The following is a 14513-nucleotide window of genomic DNA, read 5'->3' on the forward strand; positions in this document are numbered from 1 at the left end:
AGATTCGCTCCGTATCGCCGTCAAAACTTTATATTTTTGGGAATATTTTAAGTGATTTACCGAAGAGAGATTGACGGCCTGCGGGCGGCCGCGGTGGTGCCCGTCATTCTGTTTCATGCAGGCTTCAGTTTCTTCAGCGGCGGCTTCATCGGTGTCGACGTCTTCTTCGTGATCAGCGGCTTTTTGATCACCTCGATCCTCCTTGAGGAGATGCGCAACGGCACCTTCTCGCTGGCGGCATTCTATGAGCGCCGCGCCCGCCGGCTCCTGCCGGCCTTGTTTCTCGTCGTCCTGTGCTGTCTGCCCTTCGCCTGGCTGTGGGTCATGCCGGAGGAGTTTCGCGCTTTCTCCGACAGCTTGATCGCCACCAGTCTTTCCGGCGCCAATTTCCTGTTCTGGTTCAAGAGCGGCTATTTCGCGCCGGAGGCCGGAGAGGTGCCGCTGCTCCACATCTGGAGCCTGGCCGTCGAAGAGCAATATTACATGTTCTTTCCGCTGCTCGTCATGGCCATGTGGAAGCGCAGGCCGAACTGGCTCCTTGCAGTCCTGGTTGCGATTGCCTGTACCAGCCTTGCCTACAGCGAGTGGGGGTCGCGCGTCTTTCCCTCGGCCAATTTTTATTTCCTGCCCTCGCGGGCCTGGGAGTTTCTGGCTGGATCGATCTGCAGCTTCATGCAGTTGAAGGCGCGGAAGCGCGGCAACGATCCGTTGTCCCTCCTTGGGTTTGGCATGATCGCCTTCTCCGTCTTCTGTTTCGACGAAACCTCGCCCATTCCCTCCACGCTCGCCCTGGTTCCCGTGGTGGGCGCGATGCTCGTGCTGCTCTATGCACGACAGGGAACTTGGGTGGCGGCACTGCTTTCGACCCGCGTCTTCACCATCATCGGGCAGATCAGCTACAGCGCCTATCTCTGGCACCAGCCGCTTTTTGCCTTTGCGCGTATTCGCAGCATCGATCCGCCCACGCTTACCGTGATGGGCGCTCTCACCTGTCTTTCTCTGGTGCTCGCTTATGTCTCGTGGCGTTTCGTCGAGCAGCCGTTCCGCAGGGGCGAGCGCCGATTGCTGCCGTCCGCGCGCAGCCTGGTCGCATCGGTATCGCTAGTACTTGCCGCCTTCATCGCCTTCGGCATCTATGGCCACGATACGCGCGGTATTCCATGGCGTCTGCCGGCGCCAATCCAGGAATTCATGGCGGACAATGATTGGAGCAAGACCTGCCTTCTCGAAGGCTCGTCGGGTTGGGATGCGATGCCAATTAAGGACTGCATATTCAACGGCAACCACCCACAGACTTACGCAATCCTCGGTGATTCCCTGGCATCGTCGCTGACGCCGGCGTTGGCCACGCGCCTGGACGGCATGAATATCGGCTTGCAGCAGATCACACACAGCTTCTGTGCGCCGGTCGCCGAGGTCTCGATGGTCCCCCACCAGGCGCGTGACTGCGGTGTCTTCAACGCTGCGGCGATCGACTATCTCGTCAAGAGCAAGGTGAACACGGTCGTTCTCGCCGCTTCCTGGAAGATCTTTTTCGAACAATCGCGCTACATGTTCAAGGGCGAGGAAGTCGCGACATCAGACGTAAGTCAGAGGCTAAGGGAAGCTTTCGAAAAAACCGTCGGCGCGCTGACATCTGCCGGCATCCGCGTCGTTATCGTCTATCCACATCCGCGCGGTGACACGGAGATCGCAGCCAAGGTGGCGAAACTGATGCACAAGGGTACGGCAGCGCCGACGATCACGATCGCCCAGGATGAATTTATCCAGCAATCGTCGCCCGCCTACGCTTTTCTCGACGATCCCAAAGATAGGCATGTCCTGCGCGTCGATCCGGCCAAGATTTTCTGCGGGATAGAGACTGGGCGATGCGACCTGGCACGGGAAGGCAAGGCGTTCATTTCCGACAAGGTGCATTTCACCCCGACAGGTGCGGAAGCCGTCGCCGACGAAATCCTGGTCGCTCTCAGGCGAGACGACGTGGCGGATGGCAACGGCGTAGCCGCTCTCTCTTCTGGCGGCTTCTAATGCATTTCGCCCCGGAACTGAGCAGTGTTCTGGGCTAGCCACATGCATAAAACAAAGAACTGAAGCGCGTCGCAATCATTCGGATTCGCTGCTTCTGGATTGTTTTACGCGCGCCGTCACCGCAGAACAGTTTTGCGCAAGATTCTTTTGGGTCTCAAGCGATGCGCAGCGCGACAGTGGTTCTGACTTTTTTCAAAAGTCGATTGCACAACAAAAAAGGCCGGGTTTCCCCGGCCTTCGTAATTCCGTCTGTCCGAAGCGATTAACGCTTGGAGAACTGGAAGGAGCGGCGGGCCTTTGCCTTGCCGTACTTCTTGCGTTCGACGACGCGGCTGTCGCGGGTCAGGAAGCCGCCCTTTTTCAGCACCGAGCGCAGGCCCGGTTCGAAGTAGGTGAGCGCCTTGGACAGGCCGTGGCGAACGGCACCGGCCTGGCCCGACAGGCCGCCGCCGGCAACGGTTGCAACGATGTCGAACTGACCGTCACGGGCAGCCGCAACGATCGGCTGGCGCAGGATCATCTGCAGCACCGGACGCGCGAAATATTCCGCGAATTCCTTGCCGTTGACGATGATCTTGCCGGAGCCCGGCTTGAGCCATACGCGGGCGACGGCGTTCTTGCGCTTGCCGGTCGCGTAGGAGCGGCCGAGCGAATCGACCTTGCGGACGTGGGCCGGAGCCGCAGCTTCGGAAACCGTGCCGAGATCCTTCAGGGAGGAGAGGTCAGCCATGATCAGGCGCTCCTTACATTCTTTTTGTTGAGCACGGCAACGTCGAGGGCGACCGGCTGCTGGGCTTCATGGGGATGGGCGGAGCCGGCGTAAACGCGCAGGTTCTTCATCTGGCGACGGCCGAGCGGGCCACGCGGAACCATGCGTTCGACGGCCTTTTCGAGCACGCGCTCCGGGAAGCGGCCTTCGATGATCTGGCGCGCGGTGCGTTCCTTGATGCCGCCGGCAAAACCGGTGTGCCAGTAGTAGACCTTGTCGGAATACTTCTTGCCGGTGAAAACGACCTTGTCGGCATTGATGACGATGACGTTGTCGCCGTCGTCAACGTGAGGCGTGAAGGTTGCCTTGTGCTTGCCGCGCAGGCGCATAGCGATGATGGAAGCGAGACGGCCAACGACGAGCCCTTCGGCGTCGATGATCACCCACTTCTTCTCCACCTCTGCAGGCTTCTGGGAGAAGGTTGCCATAGTGAATACTCTCTTTTGAGACCCTTGGCCCGAAGGCTTGAAGGGCGTTTCTTGTTGCTTGAATTGGCAGGCTTGCGCCATGCCAAAAAGAAAGCAGCCCGGACAGGCTGCGTTCTGCGCGGTGTATAAAGGCAATGTGACATTGGGTCAATATCGGTCGTTCCGGGGATGTGAAAAAAATACAAGCAAAAACAATCACTTATTCGTGCGGTATTATAGCACCACACGTTGGTTGGGCGGAGGACTGCTATGCCTGGGCGGTTTTCATGCCCGCCGGGTTTGAAAAAGCCCTAACCTTTGAACTCGCGCAGGCACTTCATGATGTCGCGAAGCCCGCGTGTCAGGTGTTTGTCGCGGCGCATAACCATGCCGAGGCGGCGCGTGAGCTTCGGTTGCAGCGAGGATGTCGTCACGCCTGCGGCCCGGTCGCGCCTCAGCGCCAGTCCCGGCAGGATCGACCAGCCGAGCCCGACGGCCACCAGTTCCTTGATCGCCTCGATGCTGCCGAACTCCATCGCCGGTCGGATACGGCTATCCGGTTCGGAGAGCCACGCATCGATTGCCCGCCGCGTATTGCCGCCCTCATAAAGCAACAGTGTCTTGTCGCGCATGAAGGCGGCGTCCGGTCCGCCGTCGGGCATGAGGCTGCCGGCGGGCGCGACCGCCAGCAATTCCTCCTCGTAGAATGGTTCGATCTCGAAGTTGCGCCCCGAAGCCGGCAGGGCAACGACGGCGATGTCGAGGCCGTTGGCCTCCAGATCGCGCAAGATGTCGTCGGCATCGCCGATGCGCACGATAATTGCGAGGCCGGGCATGGATTTTCTGACGGCGGCAATGACGCGAGGAAGCAGGTGGATCGACGCCGTGCCGCCGCTGCCGATGCGCACGCGGCCGCTTGCGCCATCCCTGTAGGGCAGCATTGCTTCCTCAGCTGCACCCGCGTCCTGGAGCAGGCGTCGTGCATGCACGAGCAGGTCGATGCCTGCCGCAGTCGGCTGCGCCCGCCGCCCGATGCGCTCGATCAGCCGGACGCCGAGCCGCTGCTCAAGCCCTTTCACCTGCAGGCTGACGGCCGGTTGCGTCAGTCCCTCCTTGTCGGCGGCCGCCGTAAAGCTTCCGAGATCGGCGACGTTGACGAAGGTCGCGAGTTGATCGAGGTTGAGCGCCATACCAAAGAAACCCTTATGCATATCATAATATCCATAAGCTTCCTTCGCCAAATTATCCAGCGCATCTTCTATCCGTCGAAAAAGGGAAAAAGAGATGGCCCTGGAATTGAGCGAGATACTCGAAATGCCGCGCGATATCGTTCAGTCGAAACCTCGCGGAACGGCGCGCTGGGGCCGGTGGCTGCTGGCAGCCGTCGCGCATCGTCTTGAAAAGCGACGGAGCCGCCGCGCGCTGTCGGAACTTACCGACAACGAGCTTTGCGATGTCGGTCTGACCCGTGCGCAGGCAAAGGCGGAGACAGCAAAGTCCTGGTTCTGGTGCTGACTGCGGCGGCCTGTGCGGAAAGCGCGGATCCTGCTCGAAATTGCCGGCGCCTTGTGGCAATACCTCCGTCTGGCAATCGAACGCAGGGAGCAGCATCATGGCCGAAATCGTATCCTTCCCGGACGCAAACAAGGCGGATGGATTGCTGGTCCGCTCACTGCGCGACGGCGTATTGCGCCTCGTGCTCAACAACCCGCCGGCCAATGTGCTCTCGATTGCGCTGCTCGAGAGGCTGATGACCGAGCTCGAGACGGCCGGGTCAGATTCGAATGTCCGGGTCGTCGTCATCGCCTCGACCGGCAATGTCTTCTCCGCCGGCCATGATCTCAAAGAAATGACCGCCCATCGCGCCGATGACGATCAGGGGATCGGCTTCTTCGACAAGTCTTTCCGGACCTGCGCCGATCTGATGCTGAAGATCGCGCATCTGCCGAAGCCCGTCATCGCCGAGGTCGACGGGCTGGCGACGGCGGCCGGCTGCCAGCTCGTCGCCTCCTGTGATCTGGCGATCTGCACGGACACGTCCACATTCTGCACGCCGGGCGTCAATATCGGCCTGTTCTGCTCGACGCCGATGGTGGCCGTTTCCCGTGCCGCGCATCGCAAGCAGGCGATGGAGATGCTTTTGACCGGCGAGACGATTGATGCCTCCACAGCCAAGGATTTCGGCCTCGTCAATCGTATCGTGCCGAAGCAGTATCTGGCGCAGGTGGTTTCCAAATATGCGGCTGTCATCGCCAGCAAATCGCCACTGACGCTGAAGATCGGCAAGGAAGCCTTCAACCGCCAGCTCGAACTGCCGGTGGAGGCAGCCTATGACTATGCCACCAAAGTGATGGTCGACAGCATGTTGACGCAGGATGCCGAGGAGGGGATCAGCGCCTTTCTCGGCAAGCGCACGCCGGAATGGAAGGGCGAATAATCGTGGCACGGATTACCAAATTCGAAAATTTGGTTTCAAATGATCACGCCAGTTTCAGAACCAGCCCGCCGATCGCGATGACGACGCCGGCGACATAGCGCCAGGCACTGGCTTTCTCCTTGAAGACGGTAACCGAGATCACCAGCGCAAAGAGGATCGAGGTTTCGCGTAGCGCCGCGACAGTTGCGACCGGGGCTTTCGTCATCGCCCAGAGGGCCAGCCCGTAGGAAGCGATCGAGCCGGCGCCACCGAGGAGGCCGCGCCACCAGTTGCGACGAACATGACGCGCCACGGCCAAGGTGCCGCGCTGCGAAACCGCCCAGGAAAATAATAGGACGGGTGGCAGTAGCGACATCCACAACGTGTAGGAAATCGCATTGCCGGAAAGGCGTGCGCCGATGCCATCGACATAGGTGTAGCTGGCGATGACGCAGGCATTGAGAAGCGAAAGCATGACGGCGTGGCTGCTGCCGCGCCGCGCCTCCAGAGCGAGTGTCAGCACGCCGGCGCAAATCGTCATCGTGCCGGCAAGAGCGCCGCCGGAAAGATCTTCCTTGAGGATGAAACCACTTGTCGCGGCGATCAGCAGCGGCGCGCAGCCACGCATCAGAGGATAGACGAGGCCGATATCACCGGCCCGGTAGGCGGCGGCCACCAGCTGAAAATAGACGAATTGCAGGATGGCCGAGGCGCCGATGAACGGCCAGGCCGAGGCTTGCGGCAACGGCAGGAATGCCAGGAACGGCAGTGCCGAAACCGCGCCACCGGCCGAGATCAATGCCGCGTCGAGGGATTTGTCGCTTCCCGCCTTGACGATGGCGTTCCATGTCGCGTGCAGCAGTGCGCCGAAGAGAACGAGCAGAATGACGTCGAGCGGCAAGGGAGTAAATCCGGAAAAGATGAGGGGAGCCGAAAACGCCTCGCCTTCGGCGTTTCAAATTCCTGAAAAGACAACTGGGATTTGCACGAAATACACGGGCAGCGGTCGCAGACGCGTGCATATGTCGAATAACATTCTTTCAGCATGGAAACAATCGCGGCCGGTTGGGGCAATTTTTACGTGCGCGCGACATGCGTTCAATCCACGCGATCCTTTCAACTATGAGATGTTTCTAATGGACCCGGGAACGGAGCGCGGTACTATCGTGAACAAAAGGGGAAACCATCTGCGGGAAATAGGCGACCGACTATTCTATGCCGCTGAAATGTAGATATTATTCTACAACTTTGACACACCAAAAATTTAAAACTTTTGATTGTGCGTTCTTTGAAAAGTCGCAGCGCGGGATTGAGCCCCGGCCTTTCACAAGCGCGAAAGACATAGCGTTCCTGCCACTGTCAGGACAGCGAAACCATCAGAGTTGATAATGCGGAACGAACAGCATCCCGTCAAGGTTGTCGATGTTCTGGCAGTTCAGCACCTGGCAGCGGGGATTGTCTTTCGAGGGGATATGCGTCCACTCGGCATAATCGGTCGCATCACAATAATTGCTGTTGCGGACATAGCGATCGTAAAGCGGCAAGCCGCGGGGAGACTGGTAACGGAAGATGACTGCGCCCTGATTGTGGATGGCGGCACGCACGTTGGCGCCGCTCATGGTGAGCGGATTGTAGCGCGAGATCGCCAGCGCCGGCGATGCGGCGAGCACGAGCATGAGAGCAAGAGCGATTTTTTTCATCGAATCATCCTCCGGGAGCACTCGATTGATATATACGGAAAAGAAACGCAGCCGGTTTCACGGTAACCAAAAAACTGCGGGCCGATCCAAATCAAAAATTTGGGCCTGATGCCGTCCGAAAACCGCCTAGACTTTTCGGCATCATGCTCTTGGGCTTTCGGGAGTGGAGAAGCAACATGAACCATGACGCCTATACGGATGATTATCTCGCCGGAATCCTGCATTCGGTAAAGACCATCGCGCTGACCGGCGCTTCGCCCAATCCGGCCCGGCCGAGCAACGGCGTCATGGGTTATCTGCTGTCGCGCGGCTACGAGGTCATTCCCGTCAACCCGGGGCAGGCAGGTAAACAGATCCAGGGCCGTACCGTTTATGCCCGGCTCGCCGACATTCCGGTGCCGATCGACATGGTCGACGTGTTTCGCGCCGCCGAATATCTGGATGGGGTGGTCGAGGAGACGCTGGCGCTGAGGCCGTTGCCGCAGATCATCTGGGCCCAGCTTGACGTCCGTGACGATGCGGCCGCCGCAAAGGCGGAGGCGGCCGGTATCAAAGTGGTGATGAACCGCTGCCCGGCGATCGAGTATCCCCGTCTCATTGCCTGACCTCATCGCCAGCTCATTGCTTGAGTTGCGGTCGGCTGAGACGGATTTTCCACCGAATGCCCATGGGTTGAAATGGATCGCGATTAACTTTCATAAGCGACAGGCTATGATCCTGCCCGTCAGCAACAAGTGGAGGACGACATGGCCAAGAACGATCCGGGATTCAACACGTTGGCGATCCATGCCGGCGCCCAGCCCGACCCGGCAACCGGCGCGCGGGTAACGCCGATCTATCAGACCACTGCCTTCGTCTTCAATGATTCCGATCATGCCGCGGCCCTCTTCGGCCTGCAGGCCTTCGGCAACATCTACAGCCGTATCATGAACCCGACGCAAGCCGTGCTCGAGGAGCGCGTCGCAGCGCTCGAGGGCGGCACGGCGGCGCTTGCCGTCGCCTCCGGCCATGCAGCACAAGTGATCGTCTTCCACACCATCATGCGACCCGGCGAGAATTTCATCGCCGCCAACAGGCTCTACGGCGGCTCGATCAACCAGTTCGGCCATGCCTTCGAGAATTTCGGCTGGCAGGTACGCTGGGCCGATCCCGCCGATCCGGCAAGCTTCGAAAGCCAGATCGACGACAAGACGCGCGGCATCTTTATCGAAAGCCTGGCCAATCCGGGCGGCACCTTCGTCGATATCGCCGCCATTGCCGAGGTCGCGCATCGCAACGGCCTGCCGCTGATCGTCGACAATACGATGGCAACCCCCTATCTGATCCGCCCGATCGAGCACGGCGCCGATATCGTCGTGCATTCGCTGACCAAATTTCTCGGCGGCCACGGCAATTCGATGGGCGGCCTCATCGTCGACGGGGGCACCTTCGACTGGTCGAAATCCGGCAACTACCCGATGCTGTCGAGCCCGCGGCCGGAATATAACGGCATGGTCCTGCACGCGACGTTCGGCAATTTTGCCTTTGCCATCGCTGCCCGCGTGCTCGGCCTGCGCGATCTTGGCCCGGCGATCTCGCCCTTCAACGCCTTCCTGATCCTGACCGGCATCGAGACGCTGCCGCTTCGCATGCAGCGCCACAGCGACAATGCGATCGCCGTCGCGAAGTGGCTGAAGGCGCACAGCAAGATCGCCTGGGTGAATTATGCAGGCCTCGACGACGACCCGAACCACGGCCTGCAGCAGCGTTATTCGCCAAAGGGCGCCGGCTCCGTCTTCACCTTCGGCGTCAAGGGTGGCTATGAGGCTGGCAAGACGCTGGTCGAGGGGCTGGAGCTCTTCTCGCATCTTGCCAATATCGGCGACACCCGGTCGCTCGTCATCCATCCGGCCTCGACAACGCACCGACAGTTGAGCGACGACCAGAAGATCGCCGCCGGCGCCGGGCCTGACGTGGTCCGCCTTTCCGTCGGCATCGAGGACGTCAAGGACATCATCGCCGATCTCGAACAGGCGCTCTCGAAGATCTGATATCGGAAAGGTCCTGACGAGGATGACAAATTTCATCACCTTCGGCATCGACGGCGTCGAGCCCGAGTTCGGCGCCCCGGAGCCCGGCCGGATCATCTCGGGCGATCCGCATTTCCGCACCTGGAACCTGGAGGAGGCCGAAGGCGGCCTCTATTCCGGCATCTGGGAGGCGACACCGGGCAAATGGCGGATCGTTTATGAGGAATGGGAATATTTCAGCCTGCTGTCCGGCTATTCGATCGTCACCGAGGAGGGCGCTGAGCCGGTTCATCTGAAGACGGGCGACCGGATGATCTTGAGACCCGGCTTCAAGGGAACGTGGGAAGTCGTTGAAACGACTCGCAAGGATTATGTGATCAAGGTTTAAGCAGCGCCAGCTAACCGGCGCTGCCAATGGCGTGCCTGTGCCGATTTGCGGCGATGACGGCCGTCTTTCTGCCAATGACTGCGCTTCTTTGCCGGATAGAACGCTTTTAACCAATCCCGTTAATCGAGCCTACATCGTCAAAATGCTATATCTTATCTGCAGCGCATAGCGGACATGATGTCTCCTGCCGTCCCCACAGACATGGCCTTGCAATTAATCTTGCGGAATATGAATGTCGTCGAATCTTGCGGGTAGGCACGATCGCACCCAGACCTCTTCCATCATTGCGACAACGGTCTGTTTCCTTGTCGTCGCCCTCGTCCTGACCGGCCTGATGGCTCATGTCGTCGTCAAGATGACCCGGTCGGCGAATGAGATCGACGATGCGCGGGCCACGCGCGCTGCCCGCGCGGCGATCGGAGCCTTTGTGGCTCGTCTGAGCGGGACGACGACGGACAATGCCGTATGGGACGATGCCTATGGTGCGGCCTCATCTGCTGCTGCCGCCGACTGGGCCTATGAAAATTGGGGAAAGACCAGCGAGAATTACGCGCTCTATGACGGCGCGATCGTCATTGGCCCTGACCGGTCTTCGATCGTCTCCGCATATGCCAAGGGCAAGCCCTTCGAGCCTAGCGCCTTTTTCGGCGAAGGCTTCTATCGGCAGATCAACGCATCTGCCGATCCCGAACGGGCGCCAATGGTCAACTTCATCAAGACCGAAAGCGGTATCGCTCTTCTCGCATCGCAGGCAATCCAGCCCTTCGAAGCCTCCGGAGAGCTTCCGAAACTCAGCGTGCTGAGCTTTTATAAGGAATTTACGCCCGCGGTTCTCGACGCGCTCTCGAACGAACATGAACTCGAAGGCCTGCACCTTGAGACGAAGCCCAGGCCGGAATTTCTGAATACCCCGATCACCGACATGAAAGGCGCCGTCATCGGCTACCTCGTATGGCCGAGCAAGGCGCCGGGAAGCACCGTGTTTCATCAGGTCACGCCCTATGTTGCGGCCGCCGTCGCCATTCTTGCGCTGTTCCTGATCGGCGTTCTGATGGTCGGGGCGTCCGAGGCACGGCGCCTGCGCCAGTTGGCGGACACAGCGCTTTTCGAAGCCGGCCATGACAGCCTGAGCGGCCTGTTGAACAGACACGGACTTCTGAGCCTGCTGGAAGAGTTGGAAAGTTCGGGCTCTTCGCCACTCCGGCTCTATCTGGTCGACCTCGATGGCTTCAAGGCCGTCAACGATGCCTGGGGGCATGCGGTCGGCGACGATTTGATCCGACTGGTCTCGAACGCGCTGATGGCCTGCCACCCCGAGGTCGTCGCCGCGGCCAGGCTGGGAGGTGACGAATTCGCGCTGGTGCATGTTGGGTCTGCTACCTCAGAAGATATGGAAAAGACCATTCTGGCACTGTTTGCCGAGCCCTTCAAAATCGAAGGACGAACGATCGAAGTTGGAGCAAGCATCGGAGCTGCCGGGCGCGACGGAGACATCGAGCCCTTGGAGCTTCTCCGCAGAGCGGACATGGCTCTCTATCGTGCCAAGGCGAATGGCAGAGGCCAGGCGATCGAATACGACCCCGAACTGGACGAGGAACGCCAACGGGTCGCCGAGCTGGAAGGCCTGTTGAAGTACGCCATCAGCAGCGGTGCGATCGAAGCGGTTTTCCAGCCGCTCGTCTCTGCCACGACAGGCGCTGTCACTGGTCTTGAAGCACTCGCACGCTGGCGAACGCCAACGGGAAATATCAGCCCGGAGATTTTCATCCCTCTCGCCGAGCGGTGCGGCCTCATCGACGCGCTCGGCGTCCACATGCTGAGAACATCGATCGAGCATGCCGAGAGCTGGCCCGATCTGGCATTGTCGGTGAACGTCTCGCCAATCCAGCTCTGCAATCCCGAATTTGCCGCCGAAGTGATTTCGGTCCTGCAGGAGCGCAATTTCGATCCAAAACGCCTGACCTTGGAAATCACTGAAGGTGTTCTGATGACAAATCCGGATCAGGCCCGGCGGTCGATTGATCAGCTCAAGCGCGTTGGTATCAAGTTCGCGCTCGACGACTTTGGCTGCGGCTACGCCAGCATCGGCGCATTGCGGCAGTTCGGGTTCGATCGCATGAAGATCGATCGCTCGCTTGTATCCGCTCTCGATGAAGGCGCCAACGGCGCCGACGTCCTTCGCGCGACCATTTCCCTGGCGACCGCCCTGCAGATTCCCGTGACCGCCGAAGGCATCGAGAACAGCCGCCAGGCGGCGATCTTGCGAGAGGCCGGCTGCGATCAGCTTCAAGGCTATCTGATGGGAAGACCGATGTCGGCACGCGATATATCCAGCAAACTGGAAGAAGAGTCGGCCGCCTGACGCGCGATTGATGGGCGTTGCCGGCGTTGCAACGCGTTGGCCCCGCATTTCGAAAATTTGAAAAGCGATCTTTTCGGGCATGCTGCGGCAATCGACCACAGCCATGCGTCAATCTATCCCGATGTTTTTGCTAAGGCTTTGTTAAGTCCGCGTTTCAACGGGAAGGCTGCGGCTTCGGCATTTGATGCGCGGCTCTGCCTTCGGTTTCGACCCTCCATAACCGTCATCAAACTGTAATAATACGCGCCTAGCCCGCCTGATGGGATGAGAATTTCAGCGCTTGAGACCAATGGATACCCCCTCCGTGGCGCTGGTCTCGTCGTTCTTCAAATCCATTAGGGAAGCGCTTCACATGCTCACTAGGAAACTCCTCTCGGCCTGCCTCGGCGCGGGCTTGGTTGCCGCTCTGGCGGTTTCGGCGTCGGCTGCCGATATCACCGGCGCCGGCTCCACCTTCGTCTATCCGGTCCTGTCCAAGTGGTCCGCCGACTACAACAAGCAGACCGGCGACAAGCTGAACTACCAGTCGATCGGTTCGGGCGGCGGTATCGCCCAGATCAAGGCAGCAACGGTTGACTTCGGCGCATCCGACAAGCCGCTCGAGCCCAAGGAACTGTCCGATGGCGGTTTCGGCCAGTTCCCGCTCGTCGTCGGCGGCATCGTGCCTGTTATCAACGTCAAGGGCATCAAGTCGGGCGAACTGAAACTCACCGGCAAGGTTCTCGCCGACATCTATCTCGGCAATGTCACCATGTGGAACGACAAGACCATCGCCGATCTGAACCCGGGCCTGAAGCTGCCCGACAGCCAGATCGCCGTCGTACACCGTTCGGACGGTTCGGGCACCTCGTTCAACTGGACGAATTATTTCTCCAAGGTCAACGAAGACTGGAAGAGCAAGGTCGGTGAAGGCACCGCCGTCAACTGGCCGGTCGGCATCGGCGGCAAGGGCAACGAAGGCGTTGCCGCTTACGTCACCCGCGTCAAGGATTCGATCGGCTACGTCGAATATGCCTACGCCCTGCAGAACAAGCTGCCCTACGTTCTGATCCAGAACGCTGCCGGCCAGTATCCTAAGCCGAATGCAGAAAGCTTCTCGGCCGCTGCTGCCAGCGCCGAATGGACCAAGGCTCAGGACTTCTACCTGATCATGACCAACGCTCCGGGCGAAAAGGCCTGGCCGGTGACCGCTACGACCTGGGCGGTCATGTACAAGGACCCGAAGGATGCGGCGCGCTCCAAGGCAGCCTTCACCTTCTTCAAATGGGCGCTCGAAAACGGCCAGAAGGAAGCCTCTTCTCTCGATTACGTTCCGCTTCCGGAAACCCTCGTGAAGCAGATCGAGGACTACTGGACGGCCTCCTTCAAGGGCTGATCTGCAAGACCTGCGGTCGGGGTGGAAAGCGAGGCTTTCCGCCCCGTATGTCTTTCCTCAAAGCAGTCGAGCATATTGATATGAGCGAAGCATTGGCATCGCTGCCCGCCTCCGGAACGGGCGTGAAGCGTCGCCACAGTGCGACCGGCGATCGTATTTTTTACTGGATAGTGTTGGGCTGCGGCCTGTTCGTTCTGGCAGCGCTGCTGGCCGCAACGATTTCGATGGCATTGAGTGGTTTTCAGGCGTTCCGGACCTTCGGGTTTGGCTTCCTCACCGGCACGGAATGGGATCCGGTCGCCGAGCAGTTTGCGGGGCTCGTGCCGATCTACGGCACGCTGGTCACCTCGGCGCTCGCCATGATCATCGGCGTCCCCGTCAGCCTCGGTATCGCCGTTTTCATTACCGAAGTTGCGCCGCGCTCCATGCGCGGCCCGATCGGCGGCGCTGTCGAGCTTCTCGCCGGCATCCCCTCGATCATTTACGGCATGTGGGGGCTCTTCACTTTCGCTCCCTTCATGTCGGATTATATTCAGCCGGTTCTGATCGACTGGCTGGGCCCGATCCCGGGGATCGGCGTGCTGTTTTCAGGCGCCCCGCTTGGCATCGGCATGCTGACGTCGGGAATCGTGCTGGCGATCATGATCATCCCCTTCATTTCCTCGGTCATGCGCGACGTCTTCTTGGTCGTGCCCGCGCAGTTGAAGGAATCGGCCTATGCGCTTGGTTCGACCAAATGGGAAGTGGTGCGCGACATCGTCATCCCGCACACCCGCACCGCCGTCGTCGGCGGCATCTTCCTCGGTCTCGGCCGTGCGCTCGGCGAAACCATGGCGGTGACCTTCGTGCTCGGCAACACTCATAATATCGCCGTGTCGCTGATGGAGCCCGGCACCTCGATCGCCGCCACCCTCGCCAACGAGTTTGCCGAGGCGTCGGATGACCTCTACAGATCGTCGCTCGCAGCTCTTGGCCTGATCCTCTTTGTCGTCACCTTTATCGTTCTGGCGGCCGCCAAGCTCATGCTGGTGCGCATGGCAAAGCAGAGAGGGGAGTAAT

At 59.9% G+C, this 14513-nt stretch carries 14 protein-coding genes; 9 read left to right on the forward strand and 5 right to left on the reverse strand.

Annotated elements, in window-relative coordinates; genetic code table 11:
• The first annotated feature begins 51 nt into the window (after positions 1–51).
• A complete protein-coding gene (locus GR197_RS32730) occupies positions 52–2028 on the forward strand; it encodes an SGNH hydrolase domain-containing protein (RefSeq protein ID WP_164008900.1) in 1977 nt (658 codons plus the stop codon).
• Positions 2029–2290: 262 nt separating this feature from the next.
• Here GR197_RS32730 and rpsI read toward each other — a convergent pair whose 3' ends face one another.
• From rpsI to GR197_RS09810, 3 genes are all read right to left on the reverse strand, one after another.
• Positions 2291–2758: a 30S ribosomal protein S9 gene (rpsI, locus tag GR197_RS09800; RefSeq protein ID WP_164008902.1), complete on the reverse strand. Its 468-nt coding sequence runs from the start codon at positions 2756–2758 to the stop codon at positions 2291–2293.
• A 2-nt stretch (positions 2759–2760) separates the two neighbouring features.
• Positions 2761–3225: a 50S ribosomal protein L13 gene (gene rplM / locus GR197_RS09805; RefSeq protein ID WP_164008904.1), complete on the reverse strand. Its 465-nt coding sequence runs from the start codon at positions 3223–3225 to the stop codon at positions 2761–2763.
• 290 nt (positions 3226–3515) lie between these two features.
• Positions 3516–4415, reverse strand: coding sequence for a LysR family transcriptional regulator (locus tag GR197_RS09810; RefSeq protein WP_204330133.1), 900 nt, complete (start codon positions 4413–4415; stop codon positions 3516–3518).
• Between the two features lie 73 nt (positions 4416–4488).
• Here GR197_RS09810 and GR197_RS09815 point away from each other — a divergent pair, with 73 nt between their 5' ends.
• Together GR197_RS09815 and GR197_RS09820 are read left to right on the forward strand one after the other, a co-directional pair.
• A complete protein-coding gene (locus GR197_RS09815) occupies positions 4489–4719 on the forward strand; it encodes a DUF1127 domain-containing protein (RefSeq protein WP_164008906.1) in 231 nt (76 codons plus the stop codon).
• A gap of 97 nt (positions 4720–4816) precedes the next feature.
• Positions 4817–5641: an enoyl-CoA hydratase gene (locus GR197_RS09820; protein WP_164008908.1), complete on the forward strand. Its 825-nt coding sequence runs from the start codon at positions 4817–4819 to the stop codon at positions 5639–5641.
• Positions 5642–5684: 43 nt separating this feature from the next.
• On the opposite strand, the gene GR197_RS09825 is transcribed toward GR197_RS09820, so the two are convergent.
• Positions 5685–6521 carry an EamA family transporter gene (locus tag GR197_RS09825; RefSeq protein ID WP_164008910.1) on the reverse strand — a complete coding sequence of 279 codons (837 nt, stop codon included), beginning with the start codon at positions 6519–6521 and terminating at the stop codon, positions 5685–5687.
• Between the two features lie 475 nt (positions 6522–6996).
• Positions 6997–7320 (reverse strand): hypothetical protein, encoded by a 324-nt coding sequence (locus GR197_RS09830; RefSeq protein ID WP_164008912.1) that lies wholly within the window; start codon positions 7318–7320, stop codon positions 6997–6999.
• A gap of 176 nt (positions 7321–7496) precedes the next feature.
• On the opposite strand from GR197_RS09830, the gene GR197_RS09835 reads away from it, so the two are divergent.
• The 6 genes from GR197_RS09835 (at position 7497) to pstC (ending at position 14512) form a co-directional block, all read left to right on the forward strand.
• The gene (locus tag GR197_RS09835; protein WP_164008914.1) at positions 7497–7925 is read left to right on the forward strand and encodes a CoA-binding protein; all 429 of its coding nucleotides are present in this window, start codon (positions 7497–7499) and stop codon (positions 7923–7925) included.
• Positions 7926–8066: 141 nt separating this feature from the next.
• Positions 8067–9350 (forward strand): O-acetylhomoserine aminocarboxypropyltransferase, encoded by a 1284-nt coding sequence (locus tag GR197_RS09840; protein ID WP_164008916.1) that lies wholly within the window; start codon positions 8067–8069, stop codon positions 9348–9350.
• Positions 9351–9372: 22 nt separating this feature from the next.
• Positions 9373–9717, forward strand: coding sequence for a cupin domain-containing protein (locus GR197_RS09845; protein ID WP_164008917.1), 345 nt, complete (start codon positions 9373–9375; stop codon positions 9715–9717).
• Between the two features lie 232 nt (positions 9718–9949).
• On the forward strand, positions 9950–12079 hold the full coding sequence (locus GR197_RS09850; protein ID WP_164008919.1) for a bifunctional diguanylate cyclase/phosphodiesterase: 2130 nt from the start codon (positions 9950–9952) through the stop codon (positions 12077–12079).
• 352 nt (positions 12080–12431) lie between these two features.
• Positions 12432–13454 carry a phosphate ABC transporter substrate-binding protein PstS gene (pstS, locus tag GR197_RS09855; protein ID WP_164008921.1) on the forward strand — a complete coding sequence of 341 codons (1023 nt, stop codon included), beginning with the start codon at positions 12432–12434 and terminating at the stop codon, positions 13452–13454.
• An 80-nt stretch (positions 13455–13534) separates the two neighbouring features.
• Complete coding sequence (pstC, locus tag GR197_RS09860; RefSeq protein WP_164008923.1) at positions 13535–14512, forward strand: phosphate ABC transporter permease subunit PstC; 978 nt, start codon at positions 13535–13537, stop codon at positions 14510–14512.
• Position 14513 lies beyond the last annotated feature (1 nt).

This window comes from Rhizobium phaseoli (assembly GCF_010668805.1).
Taxonomy (GTDB): Bacteria; Pseudomonadota; Alphaproteobacteria; order Rhizobiales; family Rhizobiaceae; genus Rhizobium; species Rhizobium phaseoli_A.